Source organism: Campylobacter concisus (assembly GCF_002914195.1).
GTDB lineage: Bacteria > Campylobacterota > Campylobacteria > Campylobacterales > Campylobacteraceae > Campylobacter_A > Campylobacter_A concisus_M.
In genome coordinates, this window is the sequence record NZ_PPAU01000132.1 from 1 (window position 1) to 25045 (window position 25045).

At 38.7% G+C, this 25045-nt stretch carries 26 protein-coding genes and 1 pseudogene; 14 read left to right on the top strand and 13 right to left on the bottom strand.

Annotated features, from left to right (window positions below; genetic code table 11):
* From CYP28_RS09115 to CYP28_RS09125, 3 genes are all read right to left on the bottom strand, one after another.
* Positions 1–341 (bottom strand): Rrf2 family transcriptional regulator (locus tag CYP28_RS09115; protein ID WP_103593929.1); only part of this gene is annotated, 341 nt, incomplete at its 3' end.
* 116 nt (positions 342–457) lie between these two features.
* Positions 458–1090, bottom strand: a complete 633-nt coding sequence (locus tag CYP28_RS09120) for an NAD(P)-dependent oxidoreductase (protein ID WP_103593930.1) — start codon at positions 1088–1090, stop codon at positions 458–460.
* Between the two features lie 29 nt (positions 1091–1119).
* Positions 1120–1494: a cupin domain-containing protein gene (locus tag CYP28_RS09125; RefSeq protein ID WP_103593931.1), complete on the bottom strand. Its 375-nt coding sequence runs from the start codon at positions 1492–1494 to the stop codon at positions 1120–1122.
* Between the two features lie 247 nt (positions 1495–1741).
* On the opposite strand from CYP28_RS09125, the gene CYP28_RS09130 reads away from it, so the two are divergent.
* The 7 genes from CYP28_RS09130 (at position 1742) to CYP28_RS09160 (ending at position 7294) form a co-directional block, all read left to right on the top strand.
* The gene (locus CYP28_RS09130; RefSeq protein ID WP_242047054.1) at positions 1742–2713 is read left to right on the top strand and encodes a cation diffusion facilitator family transporter; all 972 of its coding nucleotides are present in this window, start codon (positions 1742–1744) and stop codon (positions 2711–2713) included.
* 26 nt (positions 2714–2739) lie between these two features.
* Positions 2740–3129 carry a transporter gene (locus CYP28_RS09135; protein WP_103593932.1) on the top strand — a complete coding sequence of 130 codons (390 nt, stop codon included), beginning with the start codon at positions 2740–2742 and terminating at the stop codon, positions 3127–3129.
* 89 nt (positions 3130–3218) lie between these two features.
* Positions 3219–5009 (top strand): translation elongation factor 4, encoded by a 1791-nt coding sequence (gene lepA / locus CYP28_RS09140; RefSeq protein WP_103593933.1) that lies wholly within the window; start codon positions 3219–3221, stop codon positions 5007–5009.
* 200 nt (positions 5010–5209) lie between these two features.
* Complete coding sequence (locus CYP28_RS09145; RefSeq protein ID WP_009294206.1) at positions 5210–5440, top strand: 2-hydroxymuconate tautomerase family protein; 231 nt, start codon at positions 5210–5212, stop codon at positions 5438–5440.
* Positions 5434–6156, top strand: a complete 723-nt coding sequence (locus tag CYP28_RS09150; protein WP_103593934.1) for a hypothetical protein — start codon at positions 5434–5436, stop codon at positions 6154–6156. The genes CYP28_RS09145 and CYP28_RS09150 overlap by 7 nt, the downstream gene beginning before the upstream one ends.
* 11 nt (positions 6157–6167) lie before the next feature.
* Positions 6168–6725 carry a YajG family lipoprotein gene (locus CYP28_RS09155; RefSeq protein WP_103593935.1) on the top strand — a complete coding sequence of 186 codons (558 nt, stop codon included), beginning with the start codon at positions 6168–6170 and terminating at the stop codon, positions 6723–6725.
* Positions 6725–7294: a ComF family protein gene (locus CYP28_RS09160; protein WP_103593936.1), complete on the top strand. Its 570-nt coding sequence runs from the start codon at positions 6725–6727 to the stop codon at positions 7292–7294. Before CYP28_RS09155 ends, CYP28_RS09160 begins: the two co-directional genes overlap by 1 nt.
* 83 nt (positions 7295–7377) lie before the next feature.
* Here CYP28_RS09160 and CYP28_RS09165 read toward each other — a convergent pair whose 3' ends face one another.
* The 10 genes and pseudogenes from CYP28_RS09165 to murJ all read right to left on the bottom strand — a co-directional run bounded on the left by CYP28_RS09165 (position 7378) and on the right by murJ (position 18453).
* Positions 7378–8016, bottom strand: a complete 639-nt coding sequence (locus tag CYP28_RS09165; RefSeq protein ID WP_242047053.1) for a YggS family pyridoxal phosphate-dependent enzyme — start codon at positions 8014–8016, stop codon at positions 7378–7380.
* Positions 8013–9122: an RIP metalloprotease RseP gene (gene rseP, locus CYP28_RS09170; RefSeq protein WP_103593937.1), complete on the bottom strand. Its 1110-nt coding sequence runs from the start codon at positions 9120–9122 to the stop codon at positions 8013–8015. Before rseP ends, CYP28_RS09165 begins: the two co-directional genes overlap by 4 nt.
* A 191-nt stretch (positions 9123–9313) precedes the next feature.
* Positions 9314–9859 carry a CDP-diacylglycerol--glycerol-3-phosphate 3-phosphatidyltransferase gene (gene pgsA, locus CYP28_RS09175; protein WP_085657289.1) on the bottom strand — a complete coding sequence of 182 codons (546 nt, stop codon included), beginning with the start codon at positions 9857–9859 and terminating at the stop codon, positions 9314–9316.
* A gap of 33 nt (positions 9860–9892) precedes the next feature.
* A pseudogene (locus CYP28_RS09180) lies at positions 9893–10680 on the bottom strand (enoyl-ACP reductase).
* Positions 10680–11549: a 4-hydroxy-tetrahydrodipicolinate synthase gene (gene dapA / locus CYP28_RS09185; RefSeq protein WP_035167707.1), complete on the bottom strand. Its 870-nt coding sequence runs from the start codon at positions 11547–11549 to the stop codon at positions 10680–10682. Before dapA ends, CYP28_RS09180 begins: the two are co-directional and overlap by 1 nt.
* 26 nt (positions 11550–11575) lie before the next feature.
* Positions 11576–12817, bottom strand: a complete 1242-nt coding sequence (locus CYP28_RS09190; protein ID WP_103593938.1) for a M16 family metallopeptidase — start codon at positions 12815–12817, stop codon at positions 11576–11578.
* A gap of 11 nt (positions 12818–12828) precedes the next feature.
* Positions 12829–13902 (bottom strand): quinone-dependent dihydroorotate dehydrogenase, encoded by a 1074-nt coding sequence (locus CYP28_RS09195; protein WP_103593939.1) that lies wholly within the window; start codon positions 13900–13902, stop codon positions 12829–12831.
* Positions 13903–13954: 52 nt separating this feature from the next.
* Positions 13955–15679: an ABC transporter ATP-binding protein gene (locus CYP28_RS09200; protein ID WP_103593940.1), complete on the bottom strand. Its 1725-nt coding sequence runs from the start codon at positions 15677–15679 to the stop codon at positions 13955–13957.
* Positions 15672–17066, bottom strand: coding sequence for a cysteine--tRNA ligase (gene cysS, locus CYP28_RS09205; protein ID WP_103593941.1), 1395 nt, complete (start codon positions 17064–17066; stop codon positions 15672–15674). The genes CYP28_RS09200 and cysS overlap by 8 nt, the downstream gene beginning before the upstream one ends.
* Positions 17053–18453 (bottom strand): murein biosynthesis integral membrane protein MurJ, encoded by a 1401-nt coding sequence (murJ, locus tag CYP28_RS09210; protein ID WP_103593942.1) that lies wholly within the window; start codon positions 18451–18453, stop codon positions 17053–17055. Before murJ ends, cysS begins: the two co-directional genes overlap by 14 nt.
* A gap of 123 nt (positions 18454–18576) precedes the next feature.
* On the opposite strand from murJ, the gene CYP28_RS09215 reads away from it, so the two are divergent.
* The 7 genes from CYP28_RS09215 (at position 18577) to CYP28_RS09245 (ending at position 25041) form a co-directional block, all read left to right on the top strand.
* Complete coding sequence (locus CYP28_RS09215; protein ID WP_103593943.1) at positions 18577–20490, top strand: flagellar assembly protein A; 1914 nt, start codon at positions 18577–18579, stop codon at positions 20488–20490.
* A gap of 17 nt (positions 20491–20507) precedes the next feature.
* Positions 20508–21062, top strand: coding sequence for a Holliday junction branch migration protein RuvA (gene ruvA / locus CYP28_RS09220; RefSeq protein ID WP_103593944.1), 555 nt, complete (start codon positions 20508–20510; stop codon positions 21060–21062).
* A gap of 10 nt (positions 21063–21072) precedes the next feature.
* Positions 21073–22113, top strand: a complete 1041-nt coding sequence (locus CYP28_RS09225) for a D-alanine--D-alanine ligase (protein ID WP_103593945.1) — start codon at positions 21073–21075, stop codon at positions 22111–22113.
* Positions 22114–22177: 64 nt separating this feature from the next.
* Complete coding sequence (locus CYP28_RS09230) at positions 22178–22408, top strand: type II toxin-antitoxin system Phd/YefM family antitoxin (RefSeq protein ID WP_021091404.1); 231 nt, start codon at positions 22178–22180, stop codon at positions 22406–22408.
* Complete coding sequence (locus tag CYP28_RS09235) at positions 22398–23183, top strand: alpha/beta fold hydrolase (protein WP_103593946.1); 786 nt, start codon at positions 22398–22400, stop codon at positions 23181–23183. Before CYP28_RS09230 ends, CYP28_RS09235 begins: the two co-directional genes overlap by 11 nt.
* Positions 23180–24604 carry a Mur ligase family protein gene (locus tag CYP28_RS09240; protein ID WP_103593947.1) on the top strand — a complete coding sequence of 475 codons (1425 nt, stop codon included), beginning with the start codon at positions 23180–23182 and terminating at the stop codon, positions 24602–24604. The genes CYP28_RS09235 and CYP28_RS09240 overlap by 4 nt, the downstream gene beginning before the upstream one ends.
* Positions 24601–25041, top strand: coding sequence for a hypothetical protein (locus CYP28_RS09245; RefSeq protein ID WP_103593948.1), 441 nt, complete (start codon positions 24601–24603; stop codon positions 25039–25041). Before CYP28_RS09240 ends, CYP28_RS09245 begins: the two co-directional genes overlap by 4 nt.
* The last annotated feature ends 4 nt before the right edge of the window (positions 25042–25045 follow it).

Genomic DNA, 25045 nt, shown 5'->3' on the forward strand with positions numbered 1-25045 from the left:
TTTAGGAGGGGGATGGTTAAGAGACCTTCGATCTTGCTACCGAGCGGGCAGGCCTTGGGTGAGTCAGAGTGGATCTTAAAAAGTTTTTCTTTATCATTTACTGTGTTAAAAATTTGAAGGAGGGTTATATCTTTTGGCTCTTTCGCAAGACTCACACCACCAACTCCAGCTACGACATTCACGAGTCCTGCAGCCTTTAGAGTGCCAAGCAGACGCCTAACTATGACAGGATTCGTGTTTATACTACCTGCTATAAATTCGCTCGTGACTTTCTCGTCTTTGAAAAAACAAGCTGCTAAAATTATATGGATCGCGGTTGAAAATTTGATCCCTACTTGCATGATCATCCTTGAAATTTTCTCTGATTATACTTTAAATTTTTACTAAAAGCAGTTTATTTTTTAGTTTAGATTTGACAAGCCAGCTTTTTGTGCCAACTATGTCAAATCTATAATTTTTATGCTCGCTCGCCAACTACTGTGAAGCGTTTTTGTATAAATTTTTTGTTTTTTAGCTCGTCTATGATCGCAAGCGCAAGGTCTGCATAGCTTATATAGCTCTCATTTTTTGAGTTTAAGATTAGATTGTCTCCACCAAGCACGTATTTGCCAGTACGAGCACCATTTGCGTAGTTACCTGCTGGACTTACATATGTCCAAAGCAAATCGCTCCTACCTTTTAGCTCAAAATAAGACTCCGCAGTCGCCTTTGCCACACCCATATATGCAGCTGGGAAGTCTGGCGTATCCATGACCATTGTACCATTATCATCTACAAATAATGTACCAGCGCCGCCAACTACGATGAGTCTTGTGCTAGTGCCTTCTAGTAAATTTACTAGGTGAGCGGCCACTTTTTTGTGAAGCGGGAAGGTCTCTGGTGTCCAAGCGGCAAATGCACTGATAACTGCACCAAAGCCTGCTAGATCGGACTTGGTTAGATCAAAAATATCTTTATATATGACTTTAACGTTGTCATTTTTATACTCTTTATTTCTAACTATCGCTGTGACATCGTAGTCTTGTCTTAAAGCCTCGTTCACCAAATTTGTACCGCTTTTGCCGTTTGCTCCGATGATTGCTATTTTCATTATTTCTCCTTTAAATTTTGTTTTTAAATTTACAGCCAGCTTGGCTTTACGTCATCAACTATCACGCCGTCACTCATTGTGTATTGCTCTAGGCTACCGCGTTTTGCCTGGATACAGATCATTTTGATGCCGTTTTTGCCAGCTTTAAAGCACCTTTTGCCATCTGGATCTATGCGCACCGCGTCTCCTTTGCCAACTGCTATCACTTCGCCATCAATAAAAAGCTCGCCATCACCATCAGTGATGATGTAAAGCTCCTCGTTTTGCTTGTGCGCATGGACAAATGGCACGCTAACATTTGCTGGAAGTACATTTATAGAAACTTCACAGCCACTTAAATTTAAAGCCTCTTTTAGCTCGACTCTTGGCTCGTTTGCGATCTTTGCAACTTGATAATTTTTCATTTTGTTCTCCTTGTCTTTGTGTTGTAATATTTTTATTTACAACCGATGAGCGAAGTATAATAATTTTTAGTTGTAATGTCAAGAGTTACAACAAAATTTTTATCATTTTTAAAATTCAATCTTTAAGCGGCACTAAAGCAGATGCAGGGCATATTTATACAGTTTTTAGCTTGCTTAGCCTCTAGTCAGGTGGCGCCAGAGCTTGCTATGGATGTTTAAATTTATCAGTAAAAGGTGATCATTTTAGATGCAAGATACCCACTCTCATCACTCTCATGCCGAGCATGGCGGTATGCACATTCACACGAGCAATAAAACTGTTTTAAGAAATTCATTTTTTCTAATTTTCACATTTATGATAGTTGAGGCGGTCTTTGGCTTCGTTTCAAACTCGCTTGCACTCATCAGCGACGCATTTCACATGCTATCAGATGCCGCAGCGCTCTTTTTATCGCTAGTTGCTTTTAAGATCGCCGAAAAAAGAGCAAATTTACAAAAGACTTTTGGCTACAAGAGAGTCGAGATCATCGCTGCTTTTATAAATGCCATAGCTCTTATTGTGCTTGCTATCTTTGTCGTAGTTGAAGCCATCATTAGGCTTTTTAACGAGCCAGAGATCAAAGCTGAGACAATGCTTTTTGTTAGTATTTTGGGGCTTATTATAAATTTAGTCGTGGCTGTTTATATGCATAAAAGCGCTGATACAAAAGAAAATTTAAATATGAAAGGTGCATATTTGCATGTGCTTGGCGACACGCTTGGCTCGGTTGGCGCCATCGTTGCAGCGCTTCTTGTGATGAAATTTAACTTCACGCAGGCCGATAGCATCGCAAGTATCTTTGTCTCGCTGCTCATCATAAAAAGCGGCGCTAGCTTGCTAAAAGATAGCTTTAATATCCTGATCGAAGCCGTGCCGCTTAAGCTTGATATGGATGAAATTTTAGGCGTTATAAAGGGCGTAAATGGCGTTAAAATCGTGCATGACCTGCATATCTGGGCGATAAATGCTGGCACAAATGCGCTCATAGCCCACGTGGTGGTGGATGATGCGCTAAGCGTGGCTGAAATTTCAAATATGATAAAGCACATCGAGCACGAGCTTTCTCACGCAGGCATCGGTCACGTCACGCTTCAGTTTGAGAGCGAGAGCCTTGGACACAAAAATGGTCTCATCTGCGAGTTAAATGACGAAGATGATCACTGCGGGCATCATCACTAAAATTTGACGCAAAAGGTTTAAATTTAATGTTGCGCATAAAAAATGAATATCTAATGGTCGTGGCTTTGGGGTTGCTTGGTATTTTTATGGATAAGACTCCTCTTATCGCAGTAAATTTTGCAGTAGCCTTGGTTTGCGCTCTATTTTGTATAAAAAAGGGCTATATATTTGTTTTGTTGCTGGCGTTAAATTTTGCTCTATATTTTAATGCCATAGATGCCCCATTCGAACAACCAGAGCTTTGGACTTATTACGTGCCAGTGCTTGCACCTGCGACATACGGGCTTAGCGCTTTAGTTTATGCTTCAGCTTTTCTTGTTTTTTTGCCGCTTCTTGCTTATTTTTATTTTTTATATTCACTTTGCGTTGTGCTCTGCGCTTTGCGTAAAATTTTAAAAGCTAAATTTGAGCTTTAAATTTAAGCCTTGCTAGCCTAGCAAACTCATTTTTACTCAACTTTAACGATTTTTTTTATAAAATCGCCTAAAATTTAACTAGGGATTTCATGAAAAACATTAGAAACTTTAGCATCATCGCTCACATCGACCACGGCAAAAGCACGCTTGCTGACCGTCTCATTCAAGAGTGTGGCGCCGTTAGTGACCGTGAGATGAGCTCGCAGATCATGGATACGATGGACATCGAAAAAGAGCGTGGCATCACGATCAAAGCCCAGTCTGTCCGCCTAAACTACGCACTAAATGGGCAAAATTTTGTTCTAAATTTGATAGACACCCCAGGACACGTTGATTTTAGCTACGAGGTGAGCCGTAGCCTAGCTAGCTGCGAGGGCGCACTACTTGTCGTGGATGCTAGCCAGGGCGTGGAGGCGCAAACCATCGCAAACGTATATATCGCACTTGAAAATAACCTAGAGATCATCCCAGTGATCAATAAGATCGACCTACCAGCGGCTGACCCTGCTAGGGTAAAAGACGAGATCGAGCACATCATCGGACTTGACTGCTCAGGAGCGATCGAAGTGAGCGCAAAAACAGGCGTTGGCATAAAAGAGCTGCTTGAAGCGATCATCACAAGGATCCCTGCGCCAAATGGCGACGTAAGCAAGCCTACAAAGGCGCTCATTTATGATAGTTGGTTTGATAACTACCTTGGCGCGCTTGCTCTTGTGCGCGTTTATGATGGTGAAATTTCAAAAAATGATGAAATTTTGGTCATGGGCACAGGCAAAAAACACATCGTGCTAGACCTCATGTATCCAAATCCTATAGCACCGATCAAGACCAAAACGCTTAGTGCTGGCGAGGTCGGCATCGTTGTTTTGGGGCTTAAAAACGTTAGCGACGTGCAAGTTGGAGATACGATAACGCAGTCAATAAATCCTCTAAAAGAGCCAGTTGGCGGCTTTGAGAGAGCTAAGCCATTTGTTTTTGCGGGACTTTATCCTATTGAAACTGATAAATTTGAAGATCTGCGTGATGCGCTGGATAAGCTAAAGCTAAATGACAGCTCCATTAGCTACGAGCCAGAGACCTCGGTCGCACTTGGATTTGGCTTTAGGGTTGGCTTTTTAGGTCTTCTTCACATGGAGGTCGTCAAAGAGAGGCTGGAGCGTGAATTTGACCTTGATCTCATCGCTACAGCGCCAACTGTGACTTATGAAGTCATTCAAACTGATGGGCTAAATTTAAAAATTCAAAACCCAAGCCAGTTGCCGCCTGTAAATAAAATAGACTCGATCCTTGAGCCATACGTAAAGGCTACTATCATCACGCCAAGCGAGTTTTTGGGCAACATCATCACGCTTTTAAACAACCGTCGTGGCATACAAACAAAGATGGATTACATCACGACTGATCGTGTTTTGCTTGAGTATGACATACCGATGAACGAGATCGTTATGGACTTTTATGACAAACTAAAATCAAGCACAAAAGGCTACGCAAGCTTTGATTATGAGCCTAGCGACTACCGCGTGGGCGATCTAGTGAAGCTTGATGTAAAAGTGGCCGGCGAGACGGTCGATGCGCTCTCTATCATCGTGCCTGAGAGCAAGGCACAAACAAAGGGCAGGGACTTTGTAAAGGCAATGAAAGAGATCGTACCGCGCCAGCTTTTTGAAGTGGCGATACAAGCTAGCATCGGTAATAAAATAATCGCCCGAGAAACCGTAAAATCAATGGGTAAAAACGTCACAGCCAAGTGCTACGGCGGCGATATCACTCGTAAGAGGAAGTTGCTTGAGAAGCAAAAAGAGGGTAAGAAACGTATGAAGGCGATAGGTAAGGTGAATTTGCCACAAGAAGCGTTTTTATCCGTCCTAAAAATAGACTAGCGGATTATCTTTTGTGTCCTTTTGAAAGAGTTAGTGAAATTTTGGCTTGATGAACTGCATGTTCTATCCGCACCAAAATTTCACTAACTCTTTCAAAATCACCACAAAATATTTCGCCTTATTGCGAGGTGGCGATACTACCGCATTCGGTTTTTGTTTTTGATTAAATTTTAAATACTAAATTTGCAAAAAGGAGCATTATGCCATTTGTGAAAATTTGTGTGACAAAAGAGGGCGATAGCCCAAGTGTTGAGCAAAAAGAGAAGATGATAAGTGGAGTTACAAAGCTAATAAGCGAAATTTTAGGTAGAAGCGCTCAAAATACCGTTGTCATTATCGATGAGATCGATACGAATAACTATGGCATCGCAGGTGAGAGTGTAAAAAATCTCCGCAAAAAACAAAAAGAGCAAAAGGAAGTAAAATGCTAAGAACGACATTATTAGCAGTTTTTGCAGCTATCTTTCTAACTGGCTGCGTGGCTAAAGCTAGCCTTTGTCTATCATGTGAAGGAATAGACGGCGTGCAAAGTGCGAGCATAAACAGCGAAGATAAGATGTATTTTGAAGAGGTTATGAGGATACCGGCTGACTGCAGCGCTTGTAAAGGCAGGGGCGATGGCCTTTTTATAAATGGTGTTAGATACAAAAGTGATGTAGCAATAAACTGCTGCTTGGAAAAAAATATGATCGATACTAATGTTGGATTAAAAAAGGTTTATTTTCACAGGATTGTCGATGCTAGAAGTAGCGCTAGATCGATATATTACACAGGTGTTGAAGGAAATACTGCAGTTTTTAACTCAAATCCGCGCCTTGAAGTGCTTTTTTACATGTTTTTGCAGCGTGAGTTAAATTCTCGCGGAATCGTTGTTGTCGATACTCAAACATCACCTTATACGTACAGGCTTGATTTTAGATTTGACGAGCTTAGAGGAAGCTATTCGGGAAGTTCAGAAATTTTAAATGGACATCTAAATGGGCTTCTTATTCTTTCAAATATAAATTTCAAAAAAACGTTACCTATCTCGACTAGGCACCATGTGGAGAAGTTAGAAGCGTCAGAGTCTGGTCAGTTTGACTTTTTTATCGCACTTTTAGTTAAACAAGCCGCAATAAAAGTAGCCGATGAGATCACTAAACTTTAAAAGGAAAAACGATGAATAAATTTAATTTTTTAGCTATTTTTGGACTTTTTGTTTTATTTTTAACTGGTTGTGCGCCAAGCCAAAGTGTTGTCGCATTTGATCCATATAAGGCTGCTTCAAGCCAACAAAATAGCGGCTTTGAAACCTATATAAGCGCAGTGCATGATAACCGCAAAAACAAAAGTACCATTGCTACGATCACTGATAGCAAAGGCACAGTAGAAGAATATGTCGTGCTTCAAAACGATCTTGCTACTTATTTTAGCGATTCGCTCAAAAAAGAGCTTGTGGCGCGCGGTGCAAATGTAAATGGCATGGGTGGCGTTGTAGTTGAAATTTTTATCAACGAATTTGAAGCAAATATGAGCGGATACGGCACTGATAATACAAAAGGTAATATTAAGATCACACTTAAGATCCAAAAAGGCGATCAAAGCATCGTTAAAAACATTTCAAATAATCAAACCAAATTTGAGTTGATTCGCACAGGTGGAGCATTTAAGCCATTTTTAACTGATATTATAAACGATGCAGTCAAACGCACAGCAATTGCTATTTTAAATAGCTAATGTTTTGTGCGTTTTGCAAGAGCTTTACGCTAAATACATTTTGTAAAATTTGCTCACAAATTTTAAGCGAACCAAGCCCGATAGTAAGAGAACTAGAGGGCTTTAAAATTTACAGCTTTTACGGCTACTCTGAAATAAAAGAACTCATCCACTCCAAGCACCAAATGCACGGATATTTTATATATAAAAACTTAGCCAAATTTGCATTTAATCAATTTGCTAAAAGCTTTAGCTTACCGGAGAAAGTCTATGCTCTGCCGATAGATGATAGAGTGCATCACGGCTATTCGCATACGGCTATTTTGGCAAATGCGCTAAGGGCTAAAAATCTAAAGCCCATATTTCATGCACTGCATGCAACAAGCAAGATCAGCTATAGTGGTAAGGATTTACAATTTAGGCAAAATAACCCAAGAAATTTTAAAATCCTAAAAAAGATCACTGCGCCAGTTATTTTAGTAGATGACATTGTAACCACTGGCACTACAATACTTGAGGCTAGAAATACTCTAGAAAAAGCTGGCGTAAAAGTACTTTTTGCTCTAGTTTTGGCTGACGCTAAATATTAAAATTTTATTTTTTGCTCAAGTCTTTTTTAGTAAAAATCTATTGAGCCCCAGCAGTAGAGGCAAATCAGACAAAAGCAATAAATTTATAGATAAAGCATTGTCCCAAGGCGGATCATAGTTGAGCCACATTTTATCGCTAGCTCGAAGTCACTACTCATACCCATCGAGCAGATAGTTGCACCTTTTGGCTTTAGATTCTCGTAAATTTTATAAGTTAGCTCAAAGCTCTTTTGAATCTCTTTTGGTTCATCCACGTGCGCTCCGATACTCATCACACCTTTTAGATTGATATTTTTGCACTCTCTTTGGATATGTTCATAAATTTCTGCCGCGTTTGCTACGCTTACACCTTGCTTTGCATCTTCATCAGCCGAGTTTATTTGAAGCAAGGTATCGAGCTTGTAGCTGAGTCTTTTATCGACCTCCACGGCCCTTTCAAAGCTATCACAGCTTTGCCAAAGTGTGGGCTTTAGACTTATCATTTGATTTATTTTGTTATTTTGCAAGCGGCCGATCATATGCCATTTTATATCAGTAAAATTTTGCAGTTCTAGCTCTTTTTTGGCTAGCTCTTGGACTCTGTTTTCGCCAAAATTTCTCTGTCCTTGTACGTAAAGCTCCTTTACTTCGGCACTTGTTACATTTTTGCTAACAGCGACTAGTGTCACGTTTTTACTTAAATTTTCTATCTTTTCTAATAGCTTTTTTAAAACTATCATCATAAACCTCCGCTTAATCTCATAATGTCGTTAAAGGTCGCAAGTACCATTATGCCAAGTAGTAGCGCCCAACCGCAGTAGGTGAGCATGATAAGCACTCGCTCATTTACCTCGCGTCTAAAAATTAGTTCATAAATGTTAAATAAAATATGCCCACCATCAAGCGCTGGGATCGGGAATAAATTGAATACGCCTAAATTCACAGAGATGAGCGCTGTGATGAGAAGCAGCATGCTAAGGCTAATCTGAGCGGCTTTTGAAGTGACATCAGCGATCTGTACGATACCGCCGATCTCTTTTAGTGGCACGGCTCCACTTACTATCTTAGTAACGCTTTTAAAGATGAGTTTTGAAGCCTCGATCGTCTCGCCAAAGGCAAATTTTAGGCTCTCTAAACCTGTGTGATAAATTTTCACCACTTCGCCATTTGGAGATATGCCTATTAGTGGGCGCTCGATCTTTTCATTAAATATATTTATCGTCTCGCCTATTTTTGGTGTTAAATTTATGCTTAAAATTGAGCCGTTTCTATCTATCAAAATGACACTTGGCTCTAATTTCACATTTTTGCTGATCTCGTCCCACTCGTTTATTTTTACGCCATTTATTGCTAAAATTTTATCGTTTATTGCTATGCCAGCGCTCTCAGCTGCTGAGCCCTCAGCTATGTGCCCAACACTTGGAGTAAGCCTCTCAATGCCGATAAATCCAAGCAAAATGTATATGGAAAATGCCAAGATAAAGTTAAAAAATGGCCCTGCAAAGAGGATGTAGATCCGCTTTATCGGACTTAGCACGTTGTAGCTGTCCGCGTCGTAGTTTTTGGCTTTTGGGTCGGTGTCGTCTTGCCCTTTTAGCTGCACGTATCCGCCAAGTGGGATAGCGCTTAGGCAGTAGTCGGTGCCGCCAATGTTTTTGGTGTAAATTTTCTCGTCAAAGCCGATACTAAAGGTATTTACTTTGACGCCTAGCGATTTTGCTGCTAAAAAGTGGCCAAGCTCGTGAAAAAATATGAGAAAACTAATGGCTAAAACGGTCACTAAAAAATAAAACGAATACGCATAAAGCCCAAGGCAAAGCAGGGCCAGCGTGAAGAGAATGCCTTTCAAAACTTACCTTTTTTTGAAAAATTGATGAGATTTTAGCCAAAATTTATAAATTTACTCTCAAACGGCGTTTAGCTAAATTTTTTAGCTAGGAGAAATTTTTAACTTAATTTTACTTATTTAGAAAATGAAGTTTTTATTATTTATATAAATTTTGCAAGTAAAAACTTTGGGTCTTACAAACAAAAGAAATTTTAGCTCTTTTTCATCGCCTTTACATAGGCAAAAATATACTCAAATCCAGAATAAAGTGTGAGCGCAACAGCGATCCAGAGTAAAAGCTCACCGCCTGGCCAGCTCATCAGTAAAAATCCAACCGCAAACATCTGCGAGACTGTTTTTACCTTGCCAGCCATCGAAGCTGCGACCTCTACCCCATCACTTGCCATAACGACACGAAAGCCGGTTATAAAAAATTCTCTTACTAAGATAAGATAAACAGCCCAAGCACTAGCTCTACCAAGCATCATAAGGCCTAAAAATGCAGCAAGAATTAGCATCTTGTCTGCCAGTGGATCAAGGATCGCTCCAAGCTTGGTCTTTTGATCCCAGCTTCTGGCGATGTAGCCGTCAAAAAAGTCAGTCACCGAGGCGATCACAAAAATAAGAGCTGCGAAGTAATTTATCCAGCTTATGTGAATTTGTGTAAAAATTCCTGGCGCATTTACGAGCATAAAAAACATAAGCGGAGCCAGTAGTATCCTAAAAAATGCCAATGCGTTTGGTAAATTTAAACTCACAAATATGCCTTTATGCTTAAAATTTCAATCTTCTCATTTAAAAGTTGTGCCGCCATCTATTATAAATGTATGTCCAGTCACCCAGCTAGCCTTAGATGAGCATAAAAATAGACATGCTCCGGCTAGATCAGTCGGCTGTCCCATGCGGTTTAGCGGGCTAAGCTTTGCCGTCATATCGCGCACCTCTTCGTAGTTTGTAAAGGCTCTTAGTGCGTCTGTCTCGATAGGGCCGCCACTTACGACGTTTACACGGATATTTTTCTCGCCAAGCTCAGTAGCAGCGTATCTTGCCATGGCTTCAACGGCTGCTTTTGCTGTACCGTGACCTGCGTAGTTTTCGATATAGACTAAATTTCCAGTCGATGATAGGCTGATGATGCTACCACCACCCACTTTTTCTATGCGTTTTGCAGCTTCTTGAGTGCCTACGACAAAGGCATTTACGGTTGCTGTAAGATATTGTTTATGCCTCTTGGTTTTAGCTTCATAAATTTAGTGTATCCGCCAGCTACTGCACGACCTGAGATGATAGCATTTGAGATGAAAAAATCAATCCTATCAAAATCCTCGTCTATCTTTAAAAATAGCTCTTTATAAGTCTCTGGCTCGAGGATATTTAGTGCATATGCTCTTGCTTTTATCTTATAAGTAGCTTCAAGCTCTCTTGCTTGCTCATTTGCAAGCTCTTCGTTTGAGTTGTAGGTAAATGCTATATTTACACCAGCTTTTGCAAATTCTTCAACTATGGCTCTACCGATACCTCTAGTGCCACCGCTTATAACTAGCGTTTTACCTTTAAATTCGTTTAGTGTATCCTTCATTAAAAACCCTTTATTTCATAATTTTTTATTACTTCTTCTATCTTTTTGAAATTTTCTTTACTTGGTTTGCAAAGTGGCAAGCGGTACTCTAAAGAGTCGATTAGTCCAGCTAGATACATCGCTGCTTTGATCGGTATCGGATTACTTTCGCAAAAGAGTGTTTTATTTATCGTGTATAGATTGTCGTTTATTAGTTTTGCTTTTTTGTACTCTTCGTTCATTGCAAGGTGCGTAAGCTGTGAAATTTGATCTGGCAAGAGGTTTGCAGTAACTGAGATAACGCCTTTGCCGCCATTTGATATGATAGGATAGTTGATCGCATCTTCGCCGCTGATGACTACTAAATTTGGCTCGTGAGCCAGTAGATCGACGCATCTATCGATACTGCCTGTAGCCTCTTTGATACCGTAGATATTTTTGCACTCTTTAAAAAGCCTAAAAACAGTCGCTGGTAAGATATCCACACCAACTCTACCTGGAACATTGTAAAGAAGCACAGGGATTTCAATGCTATTTGCAATGGCTTTATAGTGCTCATAAAGCCCTTCTTGTGTTGGTTTATTGTAGTAAGGCGCAACTGATAGGATACCATCAGCGCCATGAGCTTGGGCAAATTTAGCGATACCAATAGCCTCGTGAGTGGCGTTACTACCAGCGCCAGCTAGTACTTTTACATTTGTGCCTTTACATGCATCAACGGCTATTTCGATACAAATTCTATGCTCATCATGCGTTAGTGTTGCGCTCTCGCCAGTGGTTCCAACTGGCACAACGACATCTATGCCGTGTTTTATCTGTCTTTTTATTAGCTTTTCAAAACTGACTTCATCTACTTTTTGATTTTTAAATGGCGTAATGAGTGCGGTCATCGCACCTTGAAGCGAATTTTCCACGTTTATTCCTTTTTTAATATGATTGTTGTGCTGGTTTTTTCATTAAAATATCTATTTGCTATCTCTTTTAAAAGCTTAGCATCAATCTTATCGATATTTTTCTCAAGCTCATAAAGTGGCTTTATGTCGCCTCTAGCAAGATATGAGCCATATAAATTTGCAACTTTGCTTGCACTCTCAAATGAGTAAATAAAATCGGTTTTTATCAAATTCTTAACTCTTAAAACATCATCTTTGTCGATTGGTTTATTTTTTAAATCATCTATGATCTTTAAAATTTCAGCCTCAACCACACTTGCTTCGATATCTGGGTTGCAAACTGCTAAAAATATAAATAAATTTTCATCGACACAACTCATATTGTAAGCGTAAATTTGATTTACAAGCATTAGCTCATCGATTAGACGTTGCTGTAAAACAGAGCTTTTGCCAGTGGCTAGATATTCACTGATCGCATTTAGTCCTACTTGATCAGTGTGTTTAAAATTTGGGATTTTATAAGCGATCGCTAGCATTTGTGTTTGGCTATCTTTATAGATAATAGCTCTTCTTGCGCCGTCTTGCTCAGGCTCTTTGCAGTGAGATTTTGGGATAGCTCTTTTATTTTTTATACCGCTAAAATTTTTCTTAGCCAGTTTAAATGCTTCATCCTTGCCGATGTCGCCACTTATCATTAAAATGGCATTTTTTGGCTGATAAAAGGTAGCATGAAATTCTTTTATGTCGGAGATATTCCAGTTTTCGATATCTTTTATAAAGCCTATCGGTGTCCAGTGATATGGATGATAGATAAATGCGTGGTTATAGAGTCTAAAGTAGAGGTATCCCATAGGGTTGTTGTCTGTTCGCCACCTGCGCTCCTCGTGCACCACCTCGCGCTCTGGCTGAAATTCTTTATCTTTTAGACTTAAATTTTTCATAAGCTCGGCAAAAAGACCAAGCGTTTTGTCTAAATTTTCATTTGAAGCTTTTATAAAGTAGTGGGTATAGTCAAAGCCTGTACTTGCGTTATTTACGCCGCCAAAGCCTTTTACTATCTTGTCAAATTCGCCAGCTCGTAAATTTTTGGTTGATTTGAAATTTAGATGCTCTAGCATGTGAGCGATACCGCTTTTGCCCATCACTTCGTTTCTTGATCCAACTTTATAAAAGACATCGACACTTATCACTTTTGAGCCAGAATTTACTGGTACGTGATAAATTTCAAGTCCGTTTTCTAGTTTTGTTTTATTAAATTTTATCAATCTTTTGCCTTTTATTTTTTAACATCTATGCCGACCGCTTCGCTAATAGAGGCAAAGCCATCTCTTTTTAAAAGTTCTAAAATTTCTAAATTTATATCTCTTGCGATCATTGGCCCTTTAAAGATAAAGCTTGTAAAAATTTGAACCAAATTTGCTCCCATTTTTATGCGCTCATATGCCTCTGCGCCGCTATCTATGCCGCCACATGCGATAAGCGTCGTCTTGCCGTAAAGCTCGTCTGCAACGGCTTTAAAGATCTCTTTTGACTTTTTAGCGATCACCTTGCCGCTTAGTCCGCCAAAATCCTTTAAATTTGACGAGTGAGAGAGCGAGTAATCAACGCTTGTATTTGAAACAAGCACGCCACTAGCGCCGTTTTCTACAGCGCAGCTACAAAGCCTGATCGCATCTTCGTGGCTCATATCAGGAGCGATTTTAAAGATGATTGGTTTTTTAGTAAGCGGCAAAATGACGCTAAAAAGCTCTTTTATAAAGCTCTCATCTTGCAATGCTCTTAAATTTGGCGTGTTTGGCGATGAGACATTTATGACGAAGGTGTCGCAAATTTCACTAAATTCTCTTACTAAAATTTCATAGTCTTTTATTGCGTCTTCGTTTGGTGTGACCTTGTTTTTGCCTATATTTGCCCAGATAGGTAAAGTATAAGGATAAAGTTTTTTGACTCTATTTTTAATAGCCTCACAGCCTTCGTTGTTAAAGCCCATCGCGTTTTGGATGCTCTCTTCGTCTATAAGCCTAAAAAGTCTTGGTTTGTCGTTGCCAGGTTGAGGTTTTGGAGTAAATGTACCAAATTCTAAATACCCAAATCCAAGAGCCGTGAGCGCTTCAAACATCGTGGCGTTTTTATCAAAGCCTCCAGCTATACCAACTGGGTTGTGGTAGGTGCTTGAAAATAAATTTTGTTTTAGTGCATTGTCATCGACCACGCACTTATTTGCTACAAAGCTTAATGATCCTGGAAAAATTTTATTTGCTCCGATCATTGCAAGTTCTGCGATCTTGTGGGCAGTTTCAGGATCAAATTTAAAAAATATAGATTTTAAAGTTTCGTAGTTTAAGCTCATTTTAACCTCTTTAAAATGCCTAAAATTTCTGCAAATCTTAGCAAAAATCGCCTTAAACTAAGGCTTTGCCTTTAAGTTTTGCATAAATTTCATTTCTCTTGCTAAGCTCTTCATCGCTTCCGATATCAACTATCCTTCCATCACACAAAAGCGCGATCTTATCAGCACTCTCAACCGTACTTAGACGGTGAGCGATGACAAAGATGATCTTTTTGTTTCTTAGGTTGTTTATGGCCTTTGTGATCTCTTTTTCGCTCTCATTATCAAGTGCTGAAGTGGCCTCGTCAAAGATAAGAATTTGTGGGTTTTGGTAAAGCGCTCTTGCTATTGCGATGCGTTGTCTTTGACCGCCTGATAGGTTTGTTCCAAATTCATTTAAGATAGAGTGGATACCATCATCTAGTTTGCTTACAAACTCATAAGCATTTGCCATTTTTAGTGCATTTATCACGGCATCTTCGTTAAACTCTCTGCCGTAAGCCACGTTTTTAGCGATCGTGTCGTTAAAGATATAGACACGCTGCGTGACAAGACCGATGTTTTGGCGAAGTGAGTAGATTTTGATATCTTTTAAATTTGTCTCATTTATTAAAATTTCTCCACCATTTACGTCGTAAAATCTCATAAGTAAATTCATGAGCGAGGTTTTTCCGCCACCGCTTGAGCCAACTAGGGCTATAAATTCTGACTTACGAGCCTCCAAATTTATACCTTTTAAAACCTCTTTGTCGCCGTAGCTTAGGCGGACATCATTAAATTTAATCAAATTTATCTCTTCGCTTAACACTTTTTCGCCATCTTTTATCTCGCTTACTTTATCCATCAAGAAAAATGTCCTCTCGCTCGCAGCGATCGCATCTTGCATTTTGTTGTATATATTTACGATACGTTTTAGAGGAGTGTAGAGCATGAAAAGCGCAGTTAAAAATGAAAAGAAAGCACCCATGTTTATATTTCCGTCAATGACGTCTTTGCCGCCTATTATGATGACAGCTGCCACGCCTATTGAGCCAATTGTTTCCATTAGTGGGCTTACTAGTTGCTCGATTTTTACGGTTTTAAGGTTTAACTTAAAAAATTTGTTATTTTCTTCAACGAAACGTGAGTGCTCGTATTTTTGGGCATTATTTGCCTTGATGATCTCGATATTTGTAAAAATTTCACTCAAGGCTGAAGTGATATCAGATGTCTTTTCTTGCGATTTTTTTGAGATTTTTTTCATCTTTTTAGCAAGGCGCGAGATCGGATAAATCGCTATTGGCATAACAACAAGTGCAAAAAAAGCTAATTTAGGGCTTTGGTATATGACTACACAAAGCAGACCTATGATAGTTACAAGCTCTCTAATAAGCTCAGGTATGAAACTTGAAACAATAGATCTTATGCGCTCTATGTCGTTCGTGGTTCTGCTTATTAGCTCGCCTGTTCTAAAATCATTAAAAAATTTCATGTCCAAATTTAGTAAATTTTCGACCATCTTTTCACGAAATCTTCTAATCGTATCTTGGCCGATATATGCCGTAAAATAAGCCTGCATAAATGTGCCTATATTTTTTAACACATAAATAGCGATGATCGCACATGGTAACAAATAAAGCAGTGTTTCGTTTTTTTCAACGAAAATTTTATTAAGTACTGGCTCCACCAGGTACGCACTCACCGCCGTTCCACCACTTGCAAGCCCCATGCCAATGAAGGCTAGGATGAAGTGCGGAATGTAGTCTTTAAAATATGGACCAAAGCGTTTTAGTACATCTTTTAAGCCAAAGTTAGTCATTGTTTTTCTCCCAAACTGCGCCGTTTGGTGTATCCATGATAGAGATATTCATCTTTTCTAGCTCGTCTCTTATCTCATCAGCTCTTGCAAAATTTCTCTCTTTTTTAGCTATCGTCCGCTCATCAAGAAGCCTTTTAATTTGCTCTTTTTGCTCATCACTTACACCAAACTGAAAATACTCAACATAATTTGTGCTGGCAATGCCTAAAATTTCACTTATAAGCTCTAAATTCGCCACTACTTCTGCCTTATAGGCTTTATCTTTTGGATTTGTATCAAGCCTTTCATTTGCTGTTTTTACAAACTCATCAACACTTGCAAGTGCTTTTGAAGCGTTTAGATCATCACTTAGTGCCTCAAGTAGCTCATTTTTAAAGCTCTCATTTATTGCACCTGCTTGCACGCCATCAACTCTTTTTTTAAGGCGGTAAATTTTATCAAGCCTCTTTTTTGAAGCCACTAAGTCTTCATCTGAATAATTAAAATGAGCCCTGTAGTGGCTTGTAAGAAGATAAAATCTAAGCACTTCGCCATGAACGTTTTTTAGGGCGTCTTTTACGAAAAAGCTGTTATTTAGGCTCTTGCTCATCTTTTCGTTATTTACTTTTATAAAGCCATTGTGCATCCAGTATTTGCTTAAATTTTTGTGGTAGGCACATCTGCACTGGCTAGCTTCGTTTTCGTGGTGTGGAAAGAGCAGGTCGATGCCACCAGCGTGGATGTCGATCTCAAATTCCTCGTTTTCTTTGTCGCTTAAAAACTCCCTTATCATAGCTACGCACTCGGTGTGCCAGCCAGGACGACCCTTGCCAAATGGGCTCTCGTACCATTTCTCATCAAATTTCCAAAGCACGAAGTCTTTTTCATCTCTTTTTTCACCAAAACTTGCCACTCGTGCGATTAGATCGGTGTTATTATCCTTGCCGCTGATGCTAAAATATCCACTATCCTTGCTCGTATCAAAGTAAATTCCATCGCTGGTTTTATACGCCACACCTCTATCCATAAGCACCTTGATGTAGCTAATGATCGCCTCCAAGCACTGCGTAGCCTTTGGTTTAAAGTCTGGATCAAGCACGTTTAAAGCGTTCATGTCACTCTCATAATGCGCTATATATTTGTTTGTGATCTTTTCTAGGCTTTGGCCAGTTTGCGCCATTTTATTTAAAATTTTATCGTCTATGTCGGTGTAGTTTCTTGCAAATTTGACCTTGTAGCCAAGCGCTTTTAATACCCTTCTTAAAAGATCAAAGCTAACGGCTGACTTTGCATGTCCTAAATGTGCATCATCATAGACCGTTGGACCGCACAAATAGATGCTAGCTTCACCTTCTTTTATCGGGCTAAATTCTACTTTTTCTCTTTTAGAAGTATCAAAAATTCGCATTAAATATATCCTTTAAAAATGTTAAACCAAAATAGAGCAAAACCGCTAAAACAGCGATGGCGGCTATAAATTTAGGCTCGATTATAGCTAAAAATCGCTTAGCTCCAAAGGCTCTTATGTATAAAATAAGCTGTAAAAATCCCCCAAGTGAGCTTGCAAATGCAAGGCCGGCTGCTCCAAATTTCTGCATTAAAATGACTGCTAGGATCAAATTTATCACAAGGCAGATGATAGAAATTTTAGCTGCCTCTTTTTGCTTCATGTTTGCATAAAGCCAAAGTGAAAAAATTTTAGCCAGACCAAATGGCGTAAGCCCCACCAAATAGGCACTTAGCACCTTCGCACACTCAATAGTATTTACCCTTACGAAATTTCCTCTCTCAAACAATAGCCAGATGATAAACTCACTTAGCACGATGCCTGTGATCGTGGCGGCTAGCAGAGCACTAAGTAGCAGATAAAAGCTCTTTTTCGTCCAAACTAGGGCGTTTGTCTCATCTTTTTGCTTTAAAAGTCTGGTAATCTTTGGAAAGAGTGCTTGAGAGAGCGCGATCGCAAAGATAGCAAGCGGAAGCTGAAAAATTCTATTTGCATAAAAAAGGTAGCTTATCGAGCCACTTACCAAAAAGCTAGCTAGCCAAGTGTCCATAAATGCGCTTATCTGCATAGCACTTGAGCCAAGTAAGCCGTGATAAAAATTTATAAAAAAGCCTTTGCTCTGCGCTCTTTTGCCCTTAAAATATCCTCTTAAACCGCCCCAGAAAATTTTATTTAAGGCGTTAAATTTCATAGCGATTAGATGCACCAAAACCTGCAAGATGCCGCCTGTAACGACGCCAAGGCTAAGATAAAGTGCGACCACGCTTTCGCTCTTGCCACGAGCCAAAAGTAGCGATGCGATCATGGCTAAATTTAGTAGTGCGGTCGAAAACGCAGTCGTGGCAAAGTGCCCTTTGTACTGAAGCAATGCACCCATGAAAGTGACGATATAAACAAGGGCTAGATAGTAGAAATTTATACGCACAAGTGGCACTGCGTCTATGATATTTTGCTCGCTTAAACCGCTTGCGATGATCTTTATAAAGTAGGGCGTAAATAAATTTACAAGAAGCGTTAATGCGCCTATAAAAAGTAGAAATTTGATGAAAATTTCAGCCTGAAAGATCGCTTTTTTCTTGCTATTTGTAAAATTTGGCAAAAATGCCTGTGTAAAGGCACCTTCTCCAAAGATACGGCGAAATAAATTTGGTATTTTAAAAGCGATAAAAAAAAGATCACTAAATATGCCAGCTCCAAGGATAGAAGCTGTTAAAAGGTCTCTTATAAGTCCAAGAATTCTTGAAACCATAATGCCAACTGAGTTTGAAAAAAAACCTTTTATAAACATCGCTCACCTAAATTAAATTTGAAAACGCAATAGTAACAAAAGATGCTTTAAAGCTTACATAACCCAAATTTAATAAAATTTTGGCGATAATAAGAGCCAAATTTTATGTGAAATGGATCAATTTTGAGCGAGAACGTGCAAGAAAACGAGAGATTTTTACCGCCAACGCAAATTCAAACTTCAACGCCTTATATATCGCTTAAAGAGCTAAGCAAGCAACACAGCGTACCGGTAGAATTTATAGATTTTAAAATTTTAGATATTTTGACTTATTATAAAAATAAAGATAATGAAGAGCCGATTTTTGTCCCTGAAGAAAATTTAAACTTTTTTGATGATAATGCTTTTTATCTTGATGAGACACTAGAGATCGAGCAGGTCTATGACGTGGAATTTTTTGATGTTAGGCTAAATGCTGTGCCAAAGCTTCCAAAGATAGAAATCGGTGTAAATTCAACAGTTACAAAAGTAGTCGCAAAGGTAAAAACTACAAAAGATTGTGAATACGAACAGCATTACGAAGATAAACTTTTTGAATATATCGCCAAACAGCTTATGAAAGCTCAAATTTTAATAGGTATAAGGATCGGTAAACTAAAAGACGAGCTAAAACAAATAGCCTCAGTTGTGCATGTAAAGGGCGAACTTGATAAAGACTACATACTAAACATAACACAAGGTATAAATCCAAAAAAAGCTACCGATGCAAAGATACTTTACTACTACAAAGATAAACTTGATGCGATAAAAGAAGAAGATAAGGTTGATTACGCTGATAGAGGTTTTGTTTTTGGCGTGGCACAAGATGAAGTGATAATGGAAGAGAAAAAGTCTCACGAAGGGCAAAGTGGCCGTGATGCGAGAGGTAAATTATTAGCAGTAGAAAAGCCAAAAGAAGATACTGGCAAAGAGATAAGTATAAGCGAAAATATAGAGAGAGTAGAAAATGACGATAGCATAATATACATAGCTAAAAAATCAGGATATGTAGTTGAGAAAAATGGCTCATTTGACATCGAAGAGCGTATAGAGATAAATGAAGCAAATTTTAAAACAACTGGCTCTATTCAAGCAGGCACTGATACAAATGTGACTTTGGTAGTTAGGGAAACTGATACTATAAAAGACGCCATCGGCACTGGCATCATCGTGGAGGCTGACGAGATCGAGGTTAAGGGAAACGTCGGTGCAAATGCGATGGTTAAAGCAAATGAAGTAATAATCGGCGGTCAAACACACCAAAAGGCTAAAATTTATGCAAAGAATGCAAAAATTTCTATCCACATCGGTAAGGTTGAAGCTGAAAATGTCGAGATAGATAGGCTAGAAGGCGGAAATGTCGTAGCAAAAAGAGTTAAGATAAATAGCGTCGTTGGTGGCTCTATAACTGCTCAAAATATCCAAATAAGTACACTTGGCTCAAACTGCACTATCACAGCTTCACACTTAATAGACGTAAGATATTTAAGAGGCACTGATAATAAATTTATAATCGATACTAGCAAAATGCCTGAGAGTGCTGAGGCTACGCAAGAGCAATTAAATAAGATCGAATATACAAAAGCAGAGCTTGCCTCACTTCTAAAAAATATTGAAACAAAGAAAAATGTTATAAATGAAAATAAAGACTCGATTTATACCATAAAAGCAAAGGTAGAAGAGCTCTCAAAAGCTAAAGTGATACCGCCAGTTACCTTTATGAAAAAGCTAAAAGAGTATCAAGGTCTAGTCAATGAATACAACACTTTGCTAAAAATTTTTAAAGATAAAAAAGAGTTGCTAGCTACTTTAAAAGATGAGCTTGAGATCATGCAAAATGGAATATTTTCTGCAAAAGTGATAAATAGAGGCAACTGGGTTGAACTAAATGAGATTAGATTTGTTATCGTTGATCCTCCGCAAAATGTTACTTATATCTCAAAGCAAAATGAGACCGCTCATGCTATTACTTTAGAGAAGATCGGCGATGGCGATGAGGCTGAGTATAAGATCAAAAAGTCAAATAAATTAGAAGACTACACAGATACAAATTTTTAAGAATAAAAGGTTAAATGATGATAAAAGCGATCGAAGGTATCGTCAGCAGAAAAGATCCCGCATTTGTGATACTTAAAACAAATAGCGGCATAAGCTATGGAATTTTTATCTCACTTTTTTGCTCGGCCAAGCTTAGCAAAGGTGAAAAGGTTGAGCTTGCCATAACGCAGATCATAAGAGAGGACGCAAATTTACTCTACGGCTTTTTAGACGCAAATGAGCAAAAGATGTTTGAGATGCTTATAAAGCTAAATGGCATCGGAGCTAGCACGGCTATGGCAGTTTGCTCAAGCCTTAGCTCGCAGGCATTTACAAATGCCATAATAAGCGGTGATGCAGACACCTTTAAAAGTGTGCCAGGTATCGGACCAAAGACTGCTAGACGCATCATAGCTGAGCTAAGCGACGCAAAACTAATAAGTGATGAGAGTGTGCCAAGCTACCAAAATGAGGCACTTTTGGCACTTGAGGCGCTTGGCTTTAAACGTGAGAAGATAGTGAAAATTTTGCCTGAGTGTAAGAGTGAAAATACAAGTGATCTTATAAAAGAAGCATTAAAGAAATTAGGATAAGGATAAAAAGATGAATTTAGGTGTGATATTTGGAGCAAAGAGCTATGAACATGAGATAAGCATAGTTAGTGCGATAGTTTTAAAAAATATCCTAAAGCAAGAGCTAAAATTTATATTTTGCGATGCAAATAGGGACTTTTACCTGATCGAAGAGAAAGATATGAGAGCAAATTTCTTTAGCTCTGGCAAATACAAAAATTCAAAAAAGCTCATTTTATCTAAAGGCGGATTTTTCATACACTCTCTTTTTGGCGATAAAAAAGTAGAGTGTGATGTCATTATAAATTTGATCCATGGCATGGACGGCGAAGATGGCAAGATAGCAGCACTTTTTGACTTTTACGGCATAAAATATATAGGTCCAAGGCTTGAAGTAAGTGCGCTTAGCTACAACAAAGAGCTTACTAAATTTCTAGCACAAAAAGCTGGTGTAAAGGCGCTTGATTATGAGATGCTAACTCGTGAGAGCCAGCCAAAATTTCACTATCCTATTATCTTAAAGCCAGCAAGACTTGGAAGTAGCATCGGCGTAAATATAGTGCATGACGTCAGCGAGCTAGCTTATGCAAAAGATGTGGCATTTGAGTTTGATAAGGATGTGCTTGTCGAGCCTTTTATAAAGGGAGTAAAAGAGTACAACCTTGCAGGCTGTAAGATAGATGGAAAGATAAAATTTTCTATCATCGAAGAGCCAAAAAAGAAAGAATTTTTAGACTACGAGCAAAAGTATCTTAGCTTTTCAAACGAGAGCAAGGTCAAAGAGGCCGATATCTCTGAGGAGCTAAAACAAAAGCTCAAATTTAATTTTTCTAAAATTTATGATTGCGGTTTTGATGGGGCGATCATTAGATGCGACTTTTTTGTGATAGATGATGAGGTCTATCTAAACGAGATAAATCCAAATCCAGGAAGCCTTGCAAACTATCTATTTGAGGATTTTGAGAGCACTTTAAACGCTCTTGCAAACTCACTTCCAAGAGAGCGTAATATAAAGATCGATTATAGCTTCATAAACTCGATCACTTCAGTAAAAGGTCGCGGAAAAATTTAGGCCATTTAGTAGATTATAAAGTAGTTTGTGATATTTTACGTAAAATTTTACACAAAGAGCGACAATGGTAACTTTTACAAAAGACGAAATTTATACGGCAACTGAAGTGGTTAGAAATTTTAGTTCAGTGCTCTCTCGCGTGGGAGCTAATGAATTAAAAAGAGCGGTCATTGTTAAAAATAATAAATTTGAAGCTGTACTTTTAAATATGGAAGAGTATGAGCGCCTTTGCGAAGCAGTGAGCGTGCTTGAGAGCATTTATACTGCAAAAAAAAGAGAAAACGATGGCGAGTAGGATGGTAAAATACAGCTCAGACGAGTATGAGATCAGCTACGAAGTAGTAAATCCAAAATGCAAAAAAATAGTGCTTTTCTTGCACGGCTGGGGCGCTAATAAAGAGATAATGAAAAAGGCTTTTGGTTCATATTTGAGCGAGCTGTGTCACGTTTATATCGATATGCCAGGCTTTGGTAAAAGCTCAATTACTGATCCTTTAAAAACAAGCGATTATGCAAAAATCGTTGAAAATTTCTGTGATGAGCTTGGCATAAAGCCAGATATCATCGTAGGTCATAGCTTTGGTGGTAAGGTCGCAACACTTCTAAAGCCGCTACATCTTGTGCTTTTAAGCTCAGCTGGCATAGTTGTCAAAAAGCCATTTATCGTGCGCGCAAAGATCGCTATTTTTAAAATTTTTAAGTTTTTTGGATTTGGAAAATTTTATAAACTCTTTGCCACAAAAGATGTGAGCGGTATGAGCAGAGTGATGTATGAGACCCTAAAAAACGTAGTTGATGAGGATTTTACGAAGCATTTTGCCAGCTTTAGTGGCAAGGCTTTTATATTTTGGGGAGAAAATGACAAAGCAACGCCTATAACAAGCGGAGAGAGCATACATAAGCTCATTAAAAATAGTTCATTTTTTCCGCTTAGCGGTGATCATTTTTTCTTTTTACTTCACGCTAAATTTATAAGTGAAGAGATAGAAAAAGGGCTAAAATTTGAGCTAGATGAAGCTAAAAATGTCGTGCTAGATGATGATGAGAGCGGGATCGAGGAGATAAGATGAGTATATTTTTAAGCATAAGCACAGTTTTATTTATCTTTGCACTCGCTTTTTATGTGATTACTTGCTTTCAGTGGTTTTCATATAGGCCTGAGCGCGTACTCTTTCACTTCACAAAGCCTGTTTGGCACGTCTTTTTCTTTATTGTGCCGTTGGTGCTTTTTTACACGACTGGTAAGTGGTTTTTTATCTATTTTTACTTTGCGCTTTTGCCAGCTCTTTATCTTTGGCACAAAAAACTTGATAAAAAGCTAGTCTTTACCGCCAGGGTCAAGCACTTCTTTGTGATCCTTGCTTGCGCTATTATCCTAAACTACGCTCTAAATTTTATCATTCACAAGGTATTTTTAGCTCCGATGCCACTTTTTGTCTTGGTTGTTAGCCTATTTTTTAGTGAAATTTTAGAAAAGATAAAATTTCAAGGATTTAAAAACAAGGCGCTTAAAAAACTTGGCGCAAACAAAGATCTAAAAATCATCTTGATCACAGCAAGCTACGGCAAAACTAGTATCAAAAATTTCTTATTTGAAATTTTAAAAGATAACTTTGTCTGCTACAAAACACCTCGCAGCGTAAATACAATGGCTGGCATCATCAAAGATATCAATGAAAACTTAAGTGAGCAAACGCAAATTTATATCGTAGAAGCAGGCGCTAGGCTAAAGGGCGACATTTTAGAGATCACTAAATTTCTAAACCCACAAATCGTCATCGTAGGTGAGATAGGTGCGCAACACATTGAGTATTTTAAAACGCTTGATAATATCCGCTCTACCAAGCTTGAAGCACTTCAAAGCGCTCGTTTGCAAATGGCATTTTTACATAGCTCGACAAAAAAAGAGCCAAGCCAAAATTTAGAAATTTACGATGAGAGCCTAAAAGATATAAACGCAAATTTAGATGGAATTTCATTTATGCTTGATGGCAAGAGTTACGCTTCGCCGCTGCTTGGCAAATTTAACGCTACAAATTTAGCAGTTTGTATAAAGGTGGCAAAATACCTAAAAATGAGCGATGAAGCGGTAGATAAAGCGCTATCTAGGATGAAAAACGTCGAGCACCGCCTAAGCAAGATCGAGGCTGGCGGTAAGTTGATAATTGACGATAGCTTTAATGGAAATTTTTCAGGTATGAGCGCAAGCTACGAGCTTGTAAGCACCTATGCTGGCAGAAAAGTGCTGCTAACACCAGGCATTGTCGAGAGTGATGCGGAGCAAAATACAAATTTAGCCAAGGTGATAAATGAAATTTTTGACCTTGTTATCATCACAAGCTCGCTAAACGCTGAAGTTTTACTAAAGTACATCATAAAGCCAAAGATCATCATCTTAAAGGATAAAAATAAAATGCAAGAAATTCTAGCTCAAAATACGCGTGCTGGCGATCTCATACTATTTTCAAATGACGCACCGAGCTTTATATGAAAAAGATAGTTTTTTTAATCCTAGCTTTAAATTTAGCATTTAGCTTTGACATCGATGATTATGACAGAGGCATTGAGGCACTAAATGCCGGAGATTACGCAACTGCGTATGAAATTTTTTATGATGGTTGCGAGCAAAAAGATGTGCTTTCGTGCGAGGCTTTGGGCGATATGTTTGTAAATGAAGAGATAAATGAACAAATGGATAGTGATCTAAAAAAACACTCAAATATTGAGCTTGGTGTGAGCTATTATATGAAAAGTTGCGACCTTGGCTACCAAAATGCTTGTGATGATGTGATGAGCTTAAAGGACGATTTAAACATAAGCCTACCAGCTGGTGTTTATGAAAATGCCAAAGCAAGGTACGATGAGATAAGACGAGAAGACGAAAAAGAAGAAGCCTTAAGCGAGCAAAATACGACTTCGCAAAAATAAATTC

Excerpts from the sequence above, each read along its gene's own strand:
- CYP28_RS09120 (WP_103593930.1), bottom strand. The coding sequence starts at position 1,090 with ATGAAAATAGCAATCATCGGAGCAAACGGCAAAAGCGGTACAAATTTG.
- CYP28_RS09125 (WP_103593931.1), bottom strand. The coding sequence starts at position 1,494 with ATGAAAAATTATCAAGTTGCAAAGATCGCAAACGAGCCAAGAGTCGAG.
- CYP28_RS09130 (WP_242047054.1), top strand. The coding sequence starts at position 1,742 with ATGCAAGATACCCACTCTCATCACTCTCATGCCGAGCATGGCGGTATG.
- CYP28_RS09135 (WP_103593932.1), top strand. The coding sequence starts at position 2,740 with ATGTTGCGCATAAAAAATGAATATCTAATGGTCGTGGCTTTGGGGTTG.
- lepA (WP_103593933.1), top strand. The coding sequence starts at position 3,219 with ATGAAAAACATTAGAAACTTTAGCATCATCGCTCACATCGACCACGGC.
- CYP28_RS09145 (WP_009294206.1), top strand. The coding sequence starts at position 5,210 with ATGCCATTTGTGAAAATTTGTGTGACAAAAGAGGGCGATAGCCCAAGT.
- CYP28_RS09150 (WP_103593934.1), top strand. The coding sequence starts at position 5,434 with ATGCTAAGAACGACATTATTAGCAGTTTTTGCAGCTATCTTTCTAACT.
- CYP28_RS09155 (WP_103593935.1), top strand. The coding sequence starts at position 6,168 with ATGAATAAATTTAATTTTTTAGCTATTTTTGGACTTTTTGTTTTATTT.
- CYP28_RS09160 (WP_103593936.1), top strand. The coding sequence starts at position 6,725 with ATGTTTTGTGCGTTTTGCAAGAGCTTTACGCTAAATACATTTTGTAAA.
- CYP28_RS09165 (WP_242047053.1), bottom strand. The coding sequence starts at position 8,016 with ATGATGATAGTTTTAAAAAAGCTATTAGAAAAGATAGAAAATTTAAGT.
- dapA (WP_035167707.1), bottom strand. The coding sequence starts at position 11,549 with ATGACCGCACTCATTACGCCATTTAAAAATCAAAAAGTAGATGAAGTC.
- CYP28_RS09195 (WP_103593939.1), bottom strand. The coding sequence starts at position 13,902 with ATGAGCTTAAACTACGAAACTTTAAAATCTATATTTTTTAAATTTGAT.
- CYP28_RS09200 (WP_103593940.1), bottom strand. The coding sequence starts at position 15,679 with ATGACTAACTTTGGCTTAAAAGATGTACTAAAACGCTTTGGTCCATAT.
- cysS (WP_103593941.1), bottom strand. The coding sequence starts at position 17,066 with ATGCGAATTTTTGATACTTCTAAAAGAGAAAAAGTAGAATTTAGCCCG.
- murJ (WP_103593942.1), bottom strand. The coding sequence starts at position 18,453 with ATGTTTATAAAAGGTTTTTTTTCAAACTCAGTTGGCATTATGGTTTCA.
- ruvA (WP_103593944.1), top strand. The coding sequence starts at position 20,508 with ATGATAAAAGCGATCGAAGGTATCGTCAGCAGAAAAGATCCCGCATTT.
- CYP28_RS09225 (WP_103593945.1), top strand. The coding sequence starts at position 21,073 with ATGAATTTAGGTGTGATATTTGGAGCAAAGAGCTATGAACATGAGATA.
- CYP28_RS09230 (WP_021091404.1), top strand. The coding sequence starts at position 22,178 with ATGGTAACTTTTACAAAAGACGAAATTTATACGGCAACTGAAGTGGTT.
- CYP28_RS09235 (WP_103593946.1), top strand. The coding sequence starts at position 22,398 with ATGGCGAGTAGGATGGTAAAATACAGCTCAGACGAGTATGAGATCAGC.
- CYP28_RS09240 (WP_103593947.1), top strand. The coding sequence starts at position 23,180 with ATGAGTATATTTTTAAGCATAAGCACAGTTTTATTTATCTTTGCACTC.
- CYP28_RS09245 (WP_103593948.1), top strand. The coding sequence starts at position 24,601 with ATGAAAAAGATAGTTTTTTTAATCCTAGCTTTAAATTTAGCATTTAGC.